This is a genomic window from Exiguobacterium sp. SH4S7, assembly GCF_004336795.1.
Taxonomy (GTDB): domain Bacteria; phylum Bacillota; class Bacilli; order Exiguobacteriales; family Exiguobacteriaceae; genus Exiguobacterium; species Exiguobacterium aurantiacum_A.
Window position 1 is genome coordinate 74,117 of the sequence record NZ_SJUT01000003.1, and the last position, 19,503, is coordinate 93,619.

19 protein-coding genes are annotated in these 19,503 nt (G+C 49.8%); 5 read left to right on the plus strand and 14 right to left on the minus strand.

Annotated elements, in window-relative coordinates:
- Positions 1 to 16: 16 nt before the first annotated feature.
- The 5 genes from EVJ29_RS07145 to EVJ29_RS07165 all read right to left on the minus strand — a co-directional run bounded on the left by EVJ29_RS07145 (position 17) and on the right by EVJ29_RS07165 (position 6,045).
- Positions 17 to 1,327, minus strand: coding sequence for an arabinan endo-1,5-alpha-L-arabinosidase (locus EVJ29_RS07145; RefSeq protein ID WP_131504898.1), 1,311 nt, complete (start codon positions 1,325 to 1,327; stop codon positions 17 to 19).
- A gap of 16 nt (positions 1,328 to 1,343) precedes the next feature.
- Complete coding sequence (locus tag EVJ29_RS07150) at positions 1,344 to 2,744, minus strand: arabinan endo-1,5-alpha-L-arabinosidase (RefSeq protein WP_084812966.1); 1,401 nt, start codon at positions 2,742 to 2,744, stop codon at positions 1,344 to 1,346.
- Positions 2,745 to 2,815: 71 nt separating this feature from the next.
- Positions 2,816 to 3,658, minus strand: coding sequence for a carbohydrate ABC transporter permease (locus tag EVJ29_RS07155; protein WP_084812969.1), 843 nt, complete (start codon positions 3,656 to 3,658; stop codon positions 2,816 to 2,818).
- A gap of 72 nt (positions 3,659 to 3,730) precedes the next feature.
- A complete protein-coding gene (locus tag EVJ29_RS07160; RefSeq protein WP_131439068.1) occupies positions 3,731 to 4,627 on the minus strand; it encodes a carbohydrate ABC transporter permease in 897 nt (298 codons plus the stop codon).
- A 68-nt stretch (positions 4,628 to 4,695) separates the two neighbouring features.
- Positions 4,696 to 6,045: an ABC transporter substrate-binding protein gene (locus EVJ29_RS07165; protein WP_131439070.1), complete on the minus strand. Its 1,350-nt coding sequence runs from the start codon at positions 6,043 to 6,045 to the stop codon at positions 4,696 to 4,698.
- 367 nt (positions 6,046 to 6,412) lie between these two features.
- Here EVJ29_RS07165 and EVJ29_RS07170 point away from each other — a divergent pair, with 367 nt between their 5' ends.
- Both EVJ29_RS07170 and EVJ29_RS07175 read left to right on the plus strand, forming a co-directional pair.
- Positions 6,413 to 7,537, plus strand: a complete 1,125-nt coding sequence (locus tag EVJ29_RS07170; protein ID WP_071398300.1) for a GntR family transcriptional regulator — start codon at positions 6,413 to 6,415, stop codon at positions 7,535 to 7,537.
- A gap of 27 nt (positions 7,538 to 7,564) precedes the next feature.
- Positions 7,565 to 8,185 carry a YesL family protein gene (locus EVJ29_RS07175; RefSeq protein ID WP_131439072.1) on the plus strand — a complete coding sequence of 207 codons (621 nt, stop codon included), beginning with the start codon at positions 7,565 to 7,567 and terminating at the stop codon, positions 8,183 to 8,185.
- Positions 8,186 to 8,235: 50 nt separating this feature from the next.
- Here the strand turns inward: EVJ29_RS07175 and EVJ29_RS07180 are convergent, their stop codons facing one another.
- The gene (locus tag EVJ29_RS07180; protein WP_131504899.1) at positions 8,236 to 8,832 is read right to left on the minus strand and encodes an FMN-binding negative transcriptional regulator; all 597 of its coding nucleotides are present in this window, start codon (positions 8,830 to 8,832) and stop codon (positions 8,236 to 8,238) included.
- Between the two features lie 126 nt (positions 8,833 to 8,958).
- Between EVJ29_RS07180 and EVJ29_RS07185 the strand changes: the two genes are divergently transcribed.
- A complete protein-coding gene (locus tag EVJ29_RS07185; protein WP_131504900.1) occupies positions 8,959 to 9,645 on the plus strand; it encodes a haloacid dehalogenase type II in 687 nt (228 codons plus the stop codon).
- Here EVJ29_RS07185 and EVJ29_RS07190 read toward each other — a convergent pair.
- Both EVJ29_RS07190 and EVJ29_RS07195 read right to left on the minus strand, forming a co-directional pair.
- A complete protein-coding gene (locus EVJ29_RS07190; protein WP_131504901.1) occupies positions 9,620 to 10,138 on the minus strand; it encodes a GNAT family N-acetyltransferase in 519 nt (172 codons plus the stop codon). The two genes, EVJ29_RS07185 and EVJ29_RS07190, sit on opposite strands and share 26 nt — an antisense overlap.
- A 13-nt stretch (positions 10,139 to 10,151) precedes the next feature.
- On the minus strand, positions 10,152 to 10,604 hold the full coding sequence (locus EVJ29_RS07195) for a MarR family winged helix-turn-helix transcriptional regulator (protein WP_131504902.1): 453 nt from the start codon (positions 10,602 to 10,604) through the stop codon (positions 10,152 to 10,154).
- A gap of 136 nt (positions 10,605 to 10,740) precedes the next feature.
- On the opposite strand from EVJ29_RS07195, the gene EVJ29_RS07200 reads away from it, so the two are divergent.
- Positions 10,741 to 11,097 carry a DUF2200 domain-containing protein gene (locus EVJ29_RS07200; protein ID WP_131504903.1) on the plus strand — a complete coding sequence of 119 codons (357 nt, stop codon included), beginning with the start codon at positions 10,741 to 10,743 and terminating at the stop codon, positions 11,095 to 11,097.
- Positions 11,097 to 11,525 carry a DUF1801 domain-containing protein gene (locus EVJ29_RS07205; RefSeq protein WP_131504904.1) on the plus strand — a complete coding sequence of 143 codons (429 nt, stop codon included), beginning with the start codon at positions 11,097 to 11,099 and terminating at the stop codon, positions 11,523 to 11,525. The genes EVJ29_RS07200 and EVJ29_RS07205 overlap by 1 nt, the downstream gene beginning before the upstream one ends.
- A gap of 43 nt (positions 11,526 to 11,568) precedes the next feature.
- Here EVJ29_RS07205 and gtfA read toward each other — a convergent pair whose 3' ends face one another.
- The 6 genes from gtfA to EVJ29_RS07235 form a co-directional block, all read right to left on the minus strand.
- On the minus strand, positions 11,569 to 13,032 hold the full coding sequence (gene gtfA, locus EVJ29_RS07210) for a sucrose phosphorylase (protein ID WP_131504905.1): 1,464 nt from the start codon (positions 13,030 to 13,032) through the stop codon (positions 11,569 to 11,571).
- Between the two features lie 58 nt (positions 13,033 to 13,090).
- Entirely contained in the window at positions 13,091 to 13,918 is an 828-nt protein-coding gene (locus tag EVJ29_RS07215; protein WP_131504906.1) for a carbohydrate ABC transporter permease, read from the minus strand.
- Between the two features lie 11 nt (positions 13,919 to 13,929).
- Positions 13,930 to 14,802 (minus strand): carbohydrate ABC transporter permease, encoded by an 873-nt coding sequence (locus tag EVJ29_RS07220; protein WP_131504907.1) that lies wholly within the window; start codon positions 14,800 to 14,802, stop codon positions 13,930 to 13,932.
- A gap of 19 nt (positions 14,803 to 14,821) precedes the next feature.
- Entirely contained in the window at positions 14,822 to 16,069 is a 1,248-nt protein-coding gene (locus EVJ29_RS07225) for an extracellular solute-binding protein (RefSeq protein WP_131504908.1), read from the minus strand.
- The gene (locus EVJ29_RS07230; protein WP_131504909.1) at positions 16,066 to 18,282 is read right to left on the minus strand and encodes an alpha-galactosidase; all 2,217 of its coding nucleotides are present in this window, start codon (positions 18,280 to 18,282) and stop codon (positions 16,066 to 16,068) included. Before EVJ29_RS07230 ends, EVJ29_RS07225 begins: the two co-directional genes overlap by 4 nt.
- A 109-nt stretch (positions 18,283 to 18,391) precedes the next feature.
- On the minus strand, positions 18,392 to 19,420 hold the full coding sequence (locus EVJ29_RS07235; RefSeq protein ID WP_201738996.1) for a LacI family DNA-binding transcriptional regulator: 1,029 nt from the start codon (positions 19,418 to 19,420) through the stop codon (positions 18,392 to 18,394).
- Positions 19,421 to 19,503: the final 83 nt, after the last annotated feature.

The following is a 19,503-nucleotide window of genomic DNA, read 5'->3' on the forward strand; positions in this document are numbered from 1 at the left end:
GAAGTTGTACGGATATTTATAACTTTTTGCCGATAAAGACATGACCTTGGTCAGACAATCCGGCAAATACGAGCGTCTCTCGCCAATTCTCCCAATCCCAGCCCGGTAACACATACCAAGTGATTCCTTCGGGACCGTAGAGCTTGATGCTCGCATCCGCCAGTTTTTCAAACCGTCCTCGTTCGTCATGCTCCGTCACGAACGTCCCGTCAGCCAGGAGTTCAATCTTACTCGAATGTAGGACGCCATGGTACGTCCGGTCCATGTAAATCCACTCCCACTCTCCGAAGAGTTCTTGCATCTCGACAGGACGTTCCGCTTCCCCGGCATATCGTTCCGGAGATACGAGCGGCCAGCCCGATTTCGTCCAGATGATTTTCCGGATATGCAGCTCGTGCCAATGCGGATTTTGCTCACCTCTGACGTGATGGACGAGATAATCATCGTCCCCGTCTTGTAAGACGGAGTTATGCCCAGGCCCGACCCAGCCCTCATTATCCCCGAACCGATAACCGCCTAAAATCTTCATGCCAACTTGTTGCGGGTCGATCTCGAGGTCGGTCATGACGTTCCCATCAAAATCGACGTACGGTCCGGTGATCGAAGTCGATCGGGCCACACGGATGTGATAGTCCTTGAACAAGGAGTCGTACGAGACGAACAAGTAGTAATGGCGATCCTCCTCCCGGTAGACGATATACGGTCCCTCGACCGCCCCTTCGACACGTTGATGCCGTTTCGCGATCAACGTCTCTTCACTCCCCGGACGTTTCTTCCCCGTCTCCGGGTCGACCGGGAACACGTACAGCCCACCGAAAAAACTACCGTAGACGAGCCACGGATCCCCATGCGCATCGAACGTGATATTCGGGTCAATCGCGTTCGGTCCCGACGTACCGGCCTCACTTTTCACCACGAGCCCGTGATCCCGCCACGGTCCATCGATTGTTTCCGCGCTGGCGACACCGATATAAGAACGCGTCTGTCCGAACTGTGAAGCTGCATAATACATGACGTAGCGGCCACCCATGAATACGACTTCCGGCGCCCAAAGTCCCGGCGCCCCGGTCCATTCCACAGCCTCGTGCGGAAGCTCTTCAAGCGCCAAGCCGACATATTCCCAGTGGATCAAGTCCCGCGAGCGACGCACTTGAATCCCGCCGTTGATTTGATGCCCATGGGCAGCGTCCGTCGAGAACACGTAATACCAGTCCCCGACTTTGATCGAGGCCGGGTCGTGGGCGTTGTGCGTGCCCCACATCGTTTCATTCGTCAATCGTTCCAACACATAGCGTTCTTCTCGGTTTGGACTGTTCAATTTTTGCATGGTCCCTCTTCTCCTCTTATCGTTTTTTGCCCCATACGGCGGTGCCATCCTCGCTCAGACCAGTGAAGATGATTGTCGGTTCCCAAGTCTCCCAGTCCCAAGCCGCTCCGACTTGCGCCTCATACGTCTCCTGTCCGACTTGGACCTCGAGGACCGAATCATTCAATTCCCACGACCCGTCCCCGTCTTCGAGCGTTCCGCCTCGTTTCAACGTCAATACACTCGAGGTTTGCTGTCCGTCGTCAAACCGTGGGAACGTGATGACGTCCCAATCCCCGACCAGGTGCGTTTCGTCGACCTCGATATCGCTCTCCCCCGCATAGCGTTCGGGCGAGACGACCGGCCAACCGTCTTTCGTCCAATACACTTTCCGGACGTGCAGCTGTGACCAGTAGATATCTTCACTCGGCCGCGCCTGATGCAGCACGAACGTATCGGTCCCATCTTGTAAGAATGCGGAGTGACCGGTCCCGACGTATCCGTCATCTCCTTCGAAACGATACGGCCCAACGATTTTCATGCCCGTATCAAACGACTCATCCGATTCGTCTCGTAAGTCCCGGCCAACCGAATCGACGTACGGTCCCGCAATCGATTTCGAGCGACCGATCCGGACGTTGTACGTATCCTCCAACCATCCATACGACACCATCAAATAGTAATAGCCCGTCTCGCCGTTATATAAAATTTCTGGCCCTTCGATACCCATCGACATGTCTTTCCGCTTGGCGAGCAGTGTGCCTTCTGACGACTCATCCACTCGTTTTCCTGTGTCTGGGTCAATCTCCGTCAAAAAGATTCCGCCAAAGTACGAACCATACGTCATCCACCATTTGCCTTCCGCATCTTGCGTCACGTGAGGATCGATTGTATTGGCGACACCCCCGTCACCTTCTTTCGATGCGATGACGGCGCCCTCATCTTCCCAAGGTCCTTCAATCGTTGTCGCAGTCGCTAGCCCGATATACGACGTTCGACTCCCGACCCCTGAGACAGAATAGTATAAGTGGAATCGATCTCCGATTTTCGTGATCGCCGGGGCCCAAAATGTGTTCCCGCCGGCCCAAGCGAACGCCTCCTCAGACACTTGATCAAACACACGACCGACGAATTCCCAATGAACCAGGTCGGTCGATTTGCGGATTTGAATGCCGGGCGTCGGAGGACTTCCTACCATGTAATCCGTCGAAAAGACGTAATAGGTGTCTCCGTCTTTCAAAATCGCCCCGTCATGCGTGAAGTTCGTCGTCCACTCACGCTCTTTGTTGAGCACCTCCGGCGTCACATCGTCCACTTTCTTTTCAAACGGTGCTTTCGGGAGTGCTAAATCATTGATTGACGCACTCGTCGTCCGCCAGAAAAAGATTCCTCCGATTGCTACGGCGAGTAGTGTTAGCCATACCATCATTTTTCTCATGTTAAATCCCCTTTCTCCATCAAAAAGGCACCCGCCTTTTTAAAAGACGGGTGCCTCTGTCCTGTCACACCTCAGCCCTTCACACCAGAGATCGCAATCGACTCGATGATCTGTTTTTGGAAGATCATGAAGACGAGCAACATCGGGAGTAATGCCACGACAGACGCGGCCATGATTAACGGATAATCACTTTGAATTGCATAAGATGCGTTAAAGTTCGCGATGACAAGTTGAAGCGTCTGTTTCTCCGGCGAGTTCAAATAGAGAATCGGCCCAAGATAGTCGTTCCAAATTGCCATGAACCAAAGAATCAACTGCGCGGCCACGGCCGGCTTGATTAACGGGAAAATAATCTTGTAGAAGATTTGGAAGTACGAGCACCCATCAATCTTCGCTGCTTCGATAATCGAGTTCGGGATGCTGTTCAAAAATTGGCGCAAGAAGAAAATCATAAAGATGTTCCCGAATAACCCAGGCACAATTAACGGTAACAGCGTATCCACCCAGCCGATGCTCGAGAACATCATGAACTGGGGAATCATGAGCACCGGGTATGGGATCATGACAGAAGCGAACAAGAGAAGGAAGATTTTATTCTTGCCTCTGAAGTTCAACTTCGCGAAGGCGAACGCCGCCAAGCTTGACGTGAACGTCCCGACAATCGTGACGGATAATGCGACAATCAAACTGTTTGATATCCCTGACAACAGCGGACCCATACTCCAAATTTCCGTGTATTTACTAAACGAAATATCAGTCGGGATCCATACCGGCGGGAGCGCGAATACATCTTCTTTTGATTTTAGTGACGTCGACACCATCCAGAGCAGCGGCGCGATCATGACGACCGCTCCGATGGATAGGAAGATAAAAATGAAGAAATCCGTGATCCGATCCTTCTTCTTCACCGACATCGTTTCCACGTTCTCTTTTTTCCGTGAGAGAGCTAATTGCATGGTTATTCTCCTTTCCTATACGCGAATCGCTCAATCAAGATCGAACGATGATTTTTCATTCATCCGGAATTGGAGCAACGTGACGATGAAAATGAAGAGCCCAAGGACGAGCGCCATCGCCGAAGCGTAACCGAGTTGGAAGTTCCCGAACGATTTTTGCCAAATATAGAAGACCGCAGAGGCAGACGAGTACTCCGGACCCCCGGTTGGTGTCATGACGTTGATTTCCGTGAAAATTTGCGCTCCACCGATGATGTTCGTCACGATGATGAAGAACGTGACCGGTTTGACCATCGGAAGCGTGATGTGCCAAAAGCTTTGCCAAGCGTTGGCTCCATCCAGTTTTGCCGCTTCATAAAATGATTTCGGAACACTTTGGAGCGCCGCCAAATAAAGGAGCATCGTATAGCCGAGCCCTTTCCAAATTGCCATGAGGATAAGCGCCGGCTTGACGGTATCGGTATTTTGGAGCCAGTTCGGCCCATCGATGCCGATCAAAGCCAAAAATTGGTTCACCAATCCGTAGTCTCCGTTGTACGCCCATTGCCATAAAATCGATACGGCGGCAATCGACGAAATGACGGGAATGTAGTAAATCACGCGGAAGGTATTCGTCCCAAAAATCCCTCGATTCAACGCAAGAGCGAGCATGAGCGCGAGGGCGATTCCAATCGGGATTCCAATCATCATAAAGAGCGTGTTGTACATCGATTTATAAAAATATTCATCTTGGAACAAGTTAACAAAGTTCTCAAACCCGATAAATTTCATTTGACCGAGACCGTTCCAATTCGTGAAGGCGCCGTAAACAGAGTACATCAACGGGACGAACGCGAAGAGGAAAAACCCAATGACCGGTGCCGCAACGAACAGATAGGCGTATCGCTGCTCTGTTCGATATAACTTAGAAATCGATTTTGTCTTCATTGTTCTTCCATCCTTTCAACGTCAGAGACGCGGGTGGCGAACATCGCCACCCCGTTTCGACTCTCTGATCAGTTCGCCTGTTTCTCTTGTTCGATCGCCGCATCGAGCAATTTCTGCATCTTCGGCTGCGCCGTCTTCACATAGTCTTCAACCGACGTTTTGCCGTCGAGGACAGGCTGGATGTTTTTGAAGAACTCGTCATACCATTCTGCCGTGTATGTTTTCTCAGCTGGGAAGCCGCGGCCATAGTCATTGATCAAATCAAGGAACTCTTGTTTGTTTTCTGGTTTGATCGACGTGTCAGCCGCCCAGTTGTCTGCAATTTCCATACTGTTCGGCAATTGGACTTGCGCATCTACGAGCGCCTGTTGTCCTTCTTGGTCGGCAGACAAGTACATGGCTAGTTCCGCTGCTTCTTCTTTATGTTTCGTCGTTGAACCGACACCGATTCCGAGCGAACCGACCCATCCTGATGCTTTACCCGTCGAACCGGCTGGCCACGGAAGTAAATCATACTCAAATTTCAGCTGTTCTTTAAATGCCGCCATGTCCCAAGGACCGACAGGGAAGAAGGCAAGTTGTCCTTTCAACCAACGTTGGTACGTGTCGAGCGTCTGTGTTTCCCCGATCGACGGTGTGATACCATGTTTCAACTGCTGGTCGACGAAGAACTGTAACGCTTCGATGAATTTCGGATCATCGATCGTCACTTTCGTGCCGTCCTCGTTGATCCAGTCCGCCCCATTGCTCCAAACGAACGGCTGAAGTGCCCAGTTTACGTTGAAGCCAGTGCCGTATTGATCCATTTTTCCGTCACCGTTCGTATCTTTCGTCAACTGTTTGGCAACGTCCACGAACTCATCCCATGTGTACGGTTTGTCTTTATCCGGAAGCGCAATGCCCGCGTCTTCGAACATCGTCTTGTTGTAGCCGAGTGCGAACGGTCCTAAATCTTTCGGCAGTCCGTAAATTGCGCCTTCTCCAAGCGTCTCACCATCGAAGCGATACTTGTCGACACCCTTCTCCCAAATATCGTCCAACTTGACGTCTTCTGAATTTTCAACCGCCTCTGTGATATCGAGTAGCACACCCGAGTTTACGTATGCTTTCACTTGGGCAGGATTATAGAAGAAGACGTCCGGAATCTTCCGACCCGCGATGGCCGACTTGAGTTTTGTATCGTACTGATCAGGGGCCGTCTGGACCATCGTCACCTTCACGTCTTTGTTGGCTTCTTCAAAACGTTTCACCGTCGCTTGATAGGCTTTTAACTCTTCTGGATTTCCACGGAACATAAATGTCAGTTCAACTTTTCCATCAGCGCCTGCCTCATCTCCCGAACAGCCGGCGAGCGCCAAAGAAGTTGTCATCAGTGCTGACATCGTTAACGCAAACATTTTTTTCGATTTACGATTCATTGTGAATTCCTCCATCACTTTATATTCATGTGCAAAGCATGATAAAGATGTACGTACATGTTGAGTTAAATAAAAAAGCAAACTGTATAATGAAGCCCACACAACACTATACATTTACTCACCAACAAACCGATATAGTTAGTAATGAAAGCGTTTTCTGTACAATTTGAGTCTATTACACACGTTCGGACATGTCAATTCGATTTTTATGTATTTTTGTATTTCGTACGTACATATTCATAGAAAATTCAGATGCTTTTTTTGCTTATTCATAGTAAATGGTACATTTGTTTGTTAGTATGTAAGTAAGATTATATCTTGTACGTATGAGTTTCCTGACGTACATGAAAGAAAGCAGGGACGCCAGATGGCACAACGCACAAAGTACAATATGGTCAAAGATCATATTCTTGAATGGATAAAAGATGGAACGGTACGACCAGGTGAAAAAATTCCTTCTGAAAATGAATTGGTCCAATCCTTTGGAGTGAGCCGTCACACGATTCGACAAGCTGTTGGGGAATTAGTGAACGAAGGCTATCTTTACCGTGAACAGGGCTCGGGCACGTACTGCTCCCTTGTCCTTCCGACCTCTACTCCCCAAACGATCGAACGTTCGGGCAATGGTAAAAACATCGGGGTCATCACAACCTATATGTCCGATTATATCTTCCCGTCTATTATCCGGGGGATTGAATCACATTTGGCTTCGAAAGGATATACGTTGACACTGTCTTGTACGGATAACAATGTCGAGAAAGAAAAGCAATGTCTCGAAATGATGTTAGATCGTCAAATCGACGGGCTGATTGTCGAGCCGACAAAGAGCAGTAGCTACAATCCGAATATCAAATATTATTTAGAACTCGAACAACAGCATACTCCTTATTTGATGATTAACCAATACTATTCGCAACTAACGCCTCCATACTTGATCATGGATGACGAAAAAGGCGGATTCTTGGCTGCTGAACACCTGATCAAACTCGGTCACGAGCGCATCATGGGACTTTTCAAAACGGACGACCTCCAGGGAGTCCACCGAATGCGTGGCTTCATTCGAGCGTTCCGGGAATACAACCTCCCCTTAGAGCCAGAATTAATTATAACGTATACGACAGAAGAACTTGTGCCTTCTTTTTATGACGTGATTCATCAAGTATTTCAAAACGCGGACGAGAGACCTAGTGCAATCGTCTGTTACAACGACCAACTCGCCCTCAACGTACTGGACCAACTAAGAAGCCTGCGTCTCTCTGTCCCGCAAGATGTCTCACTCGTCGGATATGATGATTCCGTACTCGCAGTCGCGACGGAAGTGAAATTGACTTCTATCGTCCATCCTAAACAAGAGCTGGGCCGTGCCGCAGCCGAGTGGATCATTGCGGCTGTCGAGAAAACAGAGACACCACCGTCACATACGTATGAACCTGAATTGATTGTCCGAAACTCGACCGCACCCTATAATCGTCTCGAATCTAAATTAGGCTGATTCACCCCTAACTTCTTGGAGGTCATCATGAACTTAAAGCATGAACACAACAAATTATTCCAAGTGCTCGAATTTGTCACCAGCCTGGTTCAACTGAACGTGGTCTTTTTACTGAGCATTTTGCCTCTCATCACACTGTTCCCAGCCTTATACGCCTTGAACGCTGTCACACGGCAATGGGCGGTCAACCAAGATTACAGCGTGTTCCGCGCCTACTTCCGCTTTTTTAACGAAGGAGTGCGCCGCCATTACAAGCTCGGTGCCGTCTGGACCTTGTTTCTGCTCATCTTGTTGATCGACTTTTTACTCATTCGTCAAATCGATGCGTGGCAAACGATGCTCTTTACGGGTCTGTTCGTGATCGGCTTTGTCTTCATCGCTCTTTCCTTGTTCCTGTTTCCGATTTTGACGCATTACGAAATGAAGACGATGGACGCTTTGAAATTGGCGCTATTCAGTATCATGCGATACGGATATATCATCGTGCTCGCGCTTCTGTTATTCACGGCACTCGGCATGCTCGCGTACCGGTCACCACTCTATTTGTTGTTCGGCTTTTCATTTATCGTGTTTTTGACGACGAAATTGTACCTTCACCAGTTAGACCGCACCATCACGAGCCAACATGCCGATCTCGAATCGTCATGAAACAAACCCTGACCTCATCTGCGTTTTCGGTCGCGCAGACGAGGTCAGGGTTATTTTTTATGTTCTCGCATCACGTCCGCTAGCGGACACCCTGCTTGCTCGAGCTCGGAGACGATGCGATTGTAGTCGGCTTCATTTCGATTTTGACTCAACTTGAACGCCGCCTGCATTTCATCGATATCGATACGGAAACCTACAACGCCATGCTTCTGTCGCTGCACGGACTCGGACAGCTCTTCCCAGATGACGGCGTTCTCTCTTTCCTTTTCATGGTCATGGAGTAGCCCGGCCAGATCTTCCTCGAGTTGTTCCGCGTTCAGGATAGTCGCCTGTCCATATGTATGGACGACCTGATAGTTCCACGTCGACACGTCCTCGTGGCCATACAAGGACGCCGAGATGTAGGCGTTCGACCCTTGAACGATGACGAGCACCGTCTGGTCTTCGATCGTCTGCCATTGCGGGTTGTTTTTGGCGACGTGCGTCGTGAACCAGATTCGACCGTCCGCTTCATGAAACCGGAGCGGCACGTGCGTCGCAATCGGCTTCTGTCCGTCATGCGTGACGACAGTGCCGAACGGATGGGCTTTCAAGAAAGCGTGGACTTCTTCAACGTCCTTGACGGCATATAGTTTTGGAACGTACATCGAACTCCTCCTATCCTATGACTTTGATGACTGCTTTCAGCTTATCGGATATCGTACTCATTCGTCTAATCCTCATCAAGTCGGGTAAAGACTAAAGGATGCTATACCACACAGGAGGGATTTCTCATGAAACCGACGATTCAAGCGTTCGTGTTCGACGTGTACGGGACGCTATTCGATGTCCATTCCGTCAAAACGGCGTGTGACGAACAGTTCCCAGGGAAAGGTGAACAGATTAGCCAGACATGGCGGACGAAACAACTCGACTACTTCTTTACCCGCCACATCATGGGCCGCTATGAGGACTTCTCTGTCGTCACACGCGACGCCCTGCGCTACGCCTTGGCGGCGGCCGAGGTGACGTGGACGACCGACACCGAGGACGCCCTTATCGCCACATACGCAGAACTGTCGCCGTACGAGGAAGTTGAGGATGTGTTGAAGCAACTGCACCCTAAACGGACCGTGGTTCTTTCGAACGGGACGGATGCGATGCTCACGGAACTCATCCACAACGCCGGGTTCACCGAGCTGTTCGATGAACTCGTCAGTGTCGACGGCGTCAAACAAACCAAGCCGTCTCCCGCCGCCTACATGCATTGGTTCAAGACGAGCGGGCTGAAGCGGGACGAGGTGCTGTTCCTCTCCTCGAACGGCTGGGACATCGCCGGGGCGAAAAATTTCGGCTTCCATACCGCCTGGATCAACCGCGACGGTAAACCGCTCGACATGCCCGACCTAGCCCCCGACGCCGTGTATGACGACTTGTCAGGTTTATTAGAATGGGTCACGGACGAAGCCGCTTGGCCATGATCAAATCGGCTTGGGCGTCATCCCCCATATAGAACGTGTGCGCCCCGGTCTGGACGAAGCCATGCTTCTTATAGAAGGCGAGCGCTTTGTGGTTATGTTCCCAGACACCGAGCCAAATCTCCCGTTTATCCAGCTCACGGGCGCAGGAGACGGCCCGGTCGTACAACGCCTTGCCGACGCCACTGCCTTGGAAGGCGCGCCGGACATAAATCCGTTCGAGTTCAAACACCTCATCGCCCATGACCTCGGTCTGGGCGTCTTTGGCGTTCACTTTCAAATACCCAGCCACTCTCCCATCAACATAAGCAAAGAAGAATTGCGAGTCGGGGTTCGACAGTTCGCACTCGAGCTGGGGCATGTTGTACGCCCGCTCGAGATACGCGGCGAGATGTTCAGGGTCATTCTCCGCCTCGAACGTGTCCGTGAACGTCTCGATGCTGATGTCTCGAAGTGCGTCGACGTCTTCGATCGTACAAGCTTTGATGGTGATCATATGCCTCCCCCCTCTAGTAGTCTCGCTTCTTGCCTTTCTTCACTGCATCCCAGTCCCCTTCGATGTTTTGACGAACCCGCTTCAACAGCCGGAGCAGCTGTTCGGCCTCTTGGTCGGACAACCCAGCGAGCGCGACGTCCGTCGAGTGCTCATGTTCCCGGATGATGATTGGGTACAGATCTTTACCCCGTTCGGTCGGGACGAGCCGTTTGATTTTCTTGTTGTGCGGGTCGTCCTGTTTGGCGATCAACCCGTTCGTTTCCAACTTTTGAATCGCCCGTGCCGCTGTCGTCCGGTCGACTTTGATCAATTCGGCGAGCTTCTCTTGGATGATGCCTGGCTCTTCACAGATTCGGACTAAATAGAGATACTGCCCTTTCGTCAATGCGAGCTCCTTGAACTCGATGTTGCTGATCGAGTCGAGGGCGCGAGCGATCATCCCGATTTCACGTAACTGGTCTTTCATCGAATCCTCCTGATTATTGTATTTGCAATACATTAAGTATACTCCGTTTAGTTGTATTTACAACAAAAAGAGTTCTCACACCTTTTGCGGAAATATGAGAAAATAAAGCTATCATTCCACGAAACGAGGGAATTTCATGGCACATCGTATTTACACGACGAGCTTCGCGAGCGTCTATCCGCACTACATCGCGAAAGCCGAACGGAAAGGCCGGACGAAAGATGAAGTCGACACGATCATCCGCTGGCTGACCGGTTATGACGAGGCCGGGCTCGAACGGCAGCTCGAGGCCGAGGTCGATTTCGATACGTTCTTCGCAACGGCACCACATATGAACGAAGACCGCACCTTGATCAAAGGTGTCGTCTGTGGCGTCCGTGTTGAGAACATTGAAGAACCGCTCATGCGGGAGATCCGGTACTTAGACAAACTCGTCGACGAACTCGCGAAAGGAAAGGCGATGACGAAGATTTTACGGGGAGGCGAACAGTAATGGACTATACGACACTCGTCGATGACAAACGGCTCGACGCTTTCATCCGTTTGATCGACGTGATCGATGCGAACTTACCGGACGGCTTTGAGAAGACGACCGATGGGAACGGCATCCATTACGTCGTGCCGCTGTCGACATATCCGCCCGGGTATCATGTCACGCCCGGTACCCCGCTCCCGTTCTTAAGTGTCATCGCCCAGAAAAACCATGTCGCTTTGTACCACATGGGCGTCTACGCCGACGAAGACGTGTTGCGTTGGTTCGAGCAGGCCTACGCCGCACAAGTGCCGACGAAGATAGACATGGGAAAAAGCTGCATCCGCTTCAAAAACATGAAGCATATCCCGTATGACTTGATCGGTGAGCTCGTCGCGAAGATGACACCTGAGCAATGGATCGCTGCTTACGAACACAATCGTCGATAAGTCGACGTAAAGCCCACACGTTTGATTGAGTGTGGGCTTTACGTCATTTATTTATTAAAAACGGTGATTCGTACTTATACGACATCTCGTCTTCCTTTGTTTCTTGAATCTCAAATGCCTTCGTCGACAAGTCGGCGGATAATATTGCTTGAACCGATGCATGCGTCCAAGTGATTTCAAGTGAGTGCTCGGTTGGTTGCCGCACTTCGAACTCCCCATCGAAAGCCGTTGAACGATTTCGGAATTTGAACAAATCGAACAGTTCCTGCACAATCGGCCGTTCGACTTCGCTCGCGACTTCTTCTTTCGAGTAGTAGTGACGGTTGATGTTCCGCCCTTCTTTCGTCGCTTCCAACAATTCGATGTCATTCTCACCAGCTAAAAGTCCGACGTAATACACCTGCGGGATGCCTGGGGCGAACAGTTGAATGGCTCGGGCAAGCAAGTATGACGCGTCATCGTTTCCGAGCGCACTATAATAGGTGCAGTTGATTTGGTAGATGTCGAGGTTGTTATACGCTTCCGAGCTGTAAATTTTCTTCACGTTCGCGCCTTTGCTGTACAAGGCTTCCCGTGTCATCTCAATCTCCTCGTCCGTCAATAGGTCTTTGACGTCGACTACGCCGATTCCGTCATGTGTGTCGAGTGTCGTGAACTGATTACGCGGGCAACGTTGCATCCAACGGATCAATCGTTCTGCACGACCGCTATACAACGCATGGAGCACAAGCATCGGCAAAGCGAAGTCGTACACGTAATACCCTTTCTCAGCAATACGTTCTTGGATACTGTGATGCTCATGGATTTCAGGCAGAACCGTCGCGCCTTTGTCGGCAACGACCTCCTCACAATATTCGAGCATCTCCCAAATATCTGGTTCCACAAAGAAGCAGTTCGTCCCAATTTTCTTATTCGCATAGGCGAATGCGTCAAGACGGATGATTGACGCTCCCTTTCCTACGAGAAACTCGAGCTGTCGTTTAATGAAGTCACGGGTTGCGTCTTTCGTGACGTCTAAATCGATTTGTTCTTCATCAAACGTACACCATACCTTCTCTGTCGTCCCATCAGCGAATGTGACTTCTACATAAGGCGCTCGCGGTTTCCGCTTGTAAATCAGGTCAACTTGGTCTTGGTCCGGTTCTCCACCTGGCCAAAACTCACTGTAACGGATGAAAAAGTCATTGTACTGCGACTCCTCTTTCTTCTCCAAAAAGTCTTGGAAGTAAGGTGACTGGCGTGAAATGTGATTCACCATGAAGTCCATCATAAAATCATACCGTTCACTCAAACGTTGGACGTCTTCCCACGACCCAAACGCCGCATCGACTTTCATATAGTCCATCGGTGCGAACCCACGATCGCCAGACGAAGGATAAAACGGCAACAAATGAATCCCACCAATCACCCCATCGAGATGCGTACGGGTGATCTCATCAAGTTCTTTCAAATTTTTACCGAGACTATCTGCATAGGTGATCAACATCACTTCATTTTTTAAGCTCATGATTATTCTCCTTTTGAAAAGCTCCTACCCGTCTTCGTTTCACGTGTAGGAGCCTCGCTTATTTCACAGAACCGTTCGCCATTCCATCAATGATATGGCGTTGGAAGAACAAGTACACAATGAGAATCGAAGCGATCCCGACGACATATGACGCGAAGGATGGCCCGAAGTCACTGAAGTATTGTCCTTGATAGTTGAATTGAAATAACGGGAGCGTCCACGTCGATTCATCCCGGTTGAGAAGAAGTAACGGAAGCAAGAAGTCGTTCCAGATCCAAAGTGCGTTCAAAATGAGCACCGTTGCGTGCATCGGCTTCATCATCGGGAAGATAATTTTGAAGTACGTATTGAACTTTCCACTTCCGTCGATGGCCGCCGCTTCATCCAGTTCTTTCGGAATGACGGTCTTGACATAACCTGCGTACAGGAACAGCGACTGCGGGACCGCATACGTGAGGTACAAAATGATCAGCCCAAACTTACTAGACAACCCCAAGTCCGACATCATCGACGTGATTGGGATCATGATGACTTGGAACGGAACGAAGATTCCGATGATCAACATGATATAGATTCCTTGGAAGACACGGTTACGTGGCATCGTCCGCGCGAGTGCATAAGCAGCCATCGGGACGATCAAGATGATAAGCGCGATCGATGAGATCGTGATTGTCATCGAGTTGGCAAAGTATTGGACGACCCCATCGTCTAACAGACGACGGAAGTTATCGAGTGTGAACGGGTCCGGTAACTCGAAGAAGCCGCCGGTAATTTGACGCGTCTCTTTGAACGAGTTCAACACGGTTAAATACATCGGAAGGGCGATCAAGACGAGCCCTACTGTCAGAAACACGTATGTCGGTATATGAATTTTGTCCTTTTTCATGATGCCCCTCCTTACACTTCAAATTTTTTCGAAGAATTGATTTGGATGACAGAGACGATCGCGATGATTACAAAGAGCACGATCGCAATGGCGCTGGCGTATCCAAACTCGTTGTTCTTAAACGCATAGTTGTATACGAGCAACCCAAGTGACGTGGTCGAGCCGCTCGGTCCTCCGCCCGTCAAGGCATAGATGAGGTCGAACGCCGTCAACCCAGCCTTCATCGCTAAAATGAGGACGATACTGATGGCCGGCGACAAGAATGGTAACTCGATGCTCTTGAATGTCTGCCACCGGTTCGCCCCGTCGATCGAGGCCGCTTCCCGAATCTCGTTCGGGATGCTTTGCAAGTTGGCCAAGAAGATGACGACTGGAATGGCTACTCCTTGCCAAAGTGCGACAAAGAGAAGCCCCCAAAACGCTGTCCCTTCATTGGCAATCAAACTTTGAGAGAGCCATTCAATTCCTAAAACCTCTCCGAGTGGAACGAGTCCATAGTTGAAGAACTGTTTGAAGATCAAGCCGAGCGTTACGGTACTGATGACCGCCGGGAAGAAGTAGGCTGTTCGGAACAGCCCGACTCCTTTAATCTTTTGATTTAACAGCAGGGCAATCGCGATACCGAGCACGATCTGCCCGACGACGAGCCCGATCGTGAAGAGTAACGTGAAGCCGATGCTCGATAAGAATTTCGCATCTGAGAAGATGGCCAAGTAATTATCGAATCCGATGAAATTATAAGAACTTGTTAGCCCTGTCCAGTCCGTGAAACTGTAGATCACACCTTGTACGAGCGGTATGAAGAAGAACACGATTTGAAGCAAGAGCGGCACAAGAATGAACAGGTACGGCCAGTAGCGGTTGACAAAACCTTTCTCTCTCATGGTGCAACTCCTTTATGTTTTATTTCATACCGTTGAAGAAGGCGTTCAAATCGTTCGCGAGCTGATCTTTATCTCCTTTGTTCATATAATCGACTGTAAGGTGCCAGAACTCTTCTTCTGATGGCCATTCGGAATGGAGCCAGATAATCTGTTTGTCCGTGAAGACGAGGTCAGATACAGCTTTCGTTTCCTCGAACGCCCCTTCTGCGTCAACAGCTTCGACCGAAGTCGGCGAACCGTCTTTGTCGTAGTATTTCTGCATGACTTCCCCTTCCGTCATATACGCGAGCAACTTTTTCGATGCCTCTTGTTCTGCGTCAGATCCGGCAGCTGAGACCGAAAGTGCCAAATCGGCCGCGCCGACTGTCATCTCTTGTCCCGCTTCTTGTCCTGGATACGCGAACATGCTCACTTCGAAGTCTGGTTGTTGATCACGGATGACCGGAAGGGCCCAAATACCGTTCGGGAAGATTAAAGCCTCCCCGCTCGCGAAGAGTGCGACGGCATCACTGTACGAGGCACCGTTCGCATTCTTTTGTGTGTTGCCACTGACAAGGCTCAACTCTTCCGCGACTGCCTCAAAGTCTTCGTTGCCGACTTGGATGCCATCTTTCGGACTGTTTTTCAAGGCATCTTGCGTTTGATTAAAACCGCCTGTCGTTGTCGCCCAAGCAAGCTGATGGTATCCGTTCATCGTCCACGAGTCATCTGTTGTGAGCGCTGCAGCGAACGGTGTCTCTCCCGCATCTTTAATCTCGTTCACGACATCTTCGAATTCCGCCCACGTCTTCGGCGCCTCAAGTCCAAGTTCTTCAAATTTCGACTTGTTGTAGAAAAAGCCCCACGCGTTCGAGTTGAGCGGAAGTGAATAAATGCTTCCATCGATTGCATACGATTCTGCCGCGCTTTCTTTCAAATTACTGAGGAAGTCTTCTTCAGACAGGTCAAGGAATTTACCGTCAGCGGCCCATCCTTTGAAATCAGCATTTTGTGGATACGTATGGACGATATCCGGAATGTCACCACCAGCGATCCGTGTCTTCAACACTGTTCCGGCATTGCTCACGCTCGTCAACTTGACGTCGATGTCTGGATTTTCTTTTTCGAAGTCTTCGATGATTTCTTCAAGCGTACCTTTCATCTCGACTTTTTGTGAAAAGAATTCGATTTCTGTTTGATCCGAGTCGGCCCCACCTGAGCAACCCGCCGCGATGACGAGAGAAGATGCGACGAGCCCTGCCATGCCAAGTTTCACTGTTTTATTCATTTCGATTGACCTCCTTGATGTTCGTTTACTTTTTTCAGTACATACAACTTACTCGCGAAGTCACCTTTGACGACAGGTTCGATATAGAAGCCGACACGCATCAGCTCATCGCCACCATAACGTCGTCCGTCCACCTCATAGACCGCTTTTTCGTCCAACCCTTTCAATTTGAAGACACGGATGAGTGGTGCTGTCTCACTGAGGACGCTGAAGTCGCAAGCGATGGCTTCTTCCCCATCTTCTGAGACGAACATCCAGGCTGGATGATTGCTGTCGAACGCGCTCTTGAGTCGGTAGAATGTGCCGTATTGGAACGTACGGCGATGCGCTTGATAGAACGTGACTTGATCTTTCACAGTGGCTTTTTCTTCCTCTGACATTTCGGTCACATCGAGCTCATAACCAAACACGCCAGACATCGCGACATCGCCGCGCATCTTCAGACTCGTCTCACGATGTGTCTGATGGTTCGGTACGGCCGAGACGTGTGCGCCCATCGAAGAGATCGGATAAACCATACTCGTACCGTGTTGAATTTTTAAGCGTGCGATGGCATCCGTATTATCACTCGTCCACGTTTGCGGCATATAGTAGAGCATGCCTGGGTCGAACCGACCGCCGCCCCCTGAACAGCTTTCGAACAAGATATCCGGATAACGTGCCGTGATCGTCTCGAGCACTTCGTATAGCCCGAGCACATAGCGATGAAGGACTTCTCCTTGCTGGTCACTCGGTAGTGCCGCCGAGAAGACCTCGGTCACGTTGCGGTTGAAGTCCCATTTGATATAGTCAATCGGAACACGGTCGAGCACCTCGATCATTTGGTGCACGATGTTGTCGCGGACCTCTTTCCGGCTAAAGTCGAGTACATATTGATCTCGTCCTTTCGATAATCCACGTCCAGGGATTTGGATCGCCCAGTCCGGATGCTGTTTGAAGAGTTCACTCTCTTTCGAAATCATCTCCGGTTCGAACCATAGACCGAATTTCATGCCTTTGGCGTGAATATAGTCTGCAAGTCCAGTCAATCCGTTCGGGATTTTCGTTTCATATTCGAACCAATCGCCGAGCGACGTGTAGTCGTCATCCCGATGACCGAACCATCCATCGTCTAATACGAATAGTTCGATCCCGAGCGCGGCACTCTCATCGACGATCGATTTGATCTTGTCTTCATCGAAGTCGAAGTAAGTTGCTTCCCAGTTATTGATTAAAATCGGACGCTCCGCATCGCGATGCTTCCCACGTGCTAGCCGTTCTCGATAGAGCGAATGGAATGATTGTGACATCTCCATCGTGCCGTTCGCGCTATAGGCGATGACGACTTCCGGCGTCTCAAACTGTTCATCAGGATCGAGGCGCCATTCAAACCCGAACTCGTTGATTCCGAGTTGGACACGCGTCTGTCCATAAGAATCGCGCTCGAGCATCATTTGGTGACTGCCGCTGTAGACAAGACTGAAGCCGATCGCCTCTCCGGTATATTCGGTCGTCTCAGGTGAAACGAGTGCGAGAAACGGGTTCATCTGATGACTACTAGATCCTCGTTTACTATCGAACACTTTCACGCCCCGCTTCACTCGTTCACGCTCCATCATCCGCTCGCGTCCCCACGTCCCGTTCAACGTGATGACATCTAGCTCCTGTAGCGGAAGGTCAAGCGACAGGCTCGCCGCTTTTTGGATATAATGCGTCTCCGTCCCGACGTTTTGGATCTGGGCGGACCGCGTCAAAATCGACCGATCACGGTAGATCGTGTACACGAGCCGGGCAACCAATCGTTCTTTCGGGTCTTCCAGCGTGATGATCAACGTCGACGCCTCGTCTTCTTGCTCGACATAAGGAGAAGGCATCCCCGCGAGGCGCGGTTTCCCTTTGATGACCTCATAGGATTTATATCGGAAATCCGTCACAGTCGAACCGTCTTCATGACGAATTAACTGAGCTGGTGTCCGATAGTCGCCCGTGCCGTAGCCCGGATACTCTTGAAGAAGTGTATCAAGGGAATACAGTCGATCTGTCGCCTCTGGAAAGTTTGGGGAGAACGAACGGTCGACACGCGGATAATACCGACCTCCGTTATATGTGGCAATCGCCTGCCCAAAATACTCCTGGGCTAACACGTCGCCTTCTTCGACACGTAATACGTAACTAAAATATTCGTTTGTTAAGTGAAATACTCTCTCTGTTTCATGAACTTGAATTAACGTCATGGCTCAACCTCCCAATAGTGGTTGCGCTTTCATTAAAACTAAAATAAAAGCGTTTACTAAACATATCTATAATTTAACGTTTAGTAAACACTTTGTCAATTGCTTTTATTCAATTTTTATAATGGATACTTTCTCGCTTAATCAGTTTGGCCGGAATCATGACTCGTACGGGAATATCTCGTTCTTCACGGATCCGTTCCAATGCCAGTTTGACGGCAAATTTCCCAAGTTCTTCGGTCTCCACCTTCACGGTCGTCAACGAAGGCGTCAAGAATTCAGCGATTTCAATATCATCGAAACTAGAAATCGAGATGTCCTCAGGGATGTTGTATCCTTGCTTTTGAAAGGCGCGATACACACCGACGGCCATCGGGTCACTCGCGACCAACACCGCTGTCGTATCGCTTCGCTCGGCCAACTGTTCACCTAAACGCAGTCCTTCTAACGTACTCCACTCTCCTAACAAGCCATGAGTGAATTGACCTAGACCTTTTTGTTCCATCCATGCTAAATAAGCTTGATAACGGTCCTCATTGTCATTGAATTCAACTTCTCCGTTCTGATTCATCACAACACGTCGTCCGCCAATAAAGGCGATGTTGCGATGACCATGCTCATATAAATGCTCGAGACTCGCCGTCGTCACCGTCTTGAAGTCCGAGTAAACAGCATCGAATCGTGAATCCGTATGCGAGTCGTCAATGACAACGATATTCGGGTTCTCTTGGTACAAGGATTCCAATGTCTTTGGATCGACTGTCCCGAGCACAAGAATCCCTCCGAGGTGATTGAGCCCTTCCCAGTCCGCCTTTTTATCAGACAAGCGAATCACCCGATTCACATTCACTTTCAGGCGCTCAGCCTCTTGCTCGATCCCACGACGAATCGCACGGAAATAAGGATCATCAATCTCTTGAATCTCGTTGACCGTCGTGACCAAACCGAGGGTGGCGATCCGATTCTTATGCGTCTTCTTCTCTCGCGGGCTATATTTTAATTGTTTCGCTGTTTGCAGTACTTTATCACGTGTTTCTTGACTGACGGATAATTTCTCATCCGAATTCAATACGCGGGATACAGTCGCAATCGAAACGCCCGCCTTCTTCGCCACTTCACGAATGCTTGTCAAAGTAATCATTCCTCCATTACTAAGTAAAATATGATTTTATTTTACTAAACAGTAAACTTTGTTTCAACCGTAAAGTAAAAAGCAGACAAGTT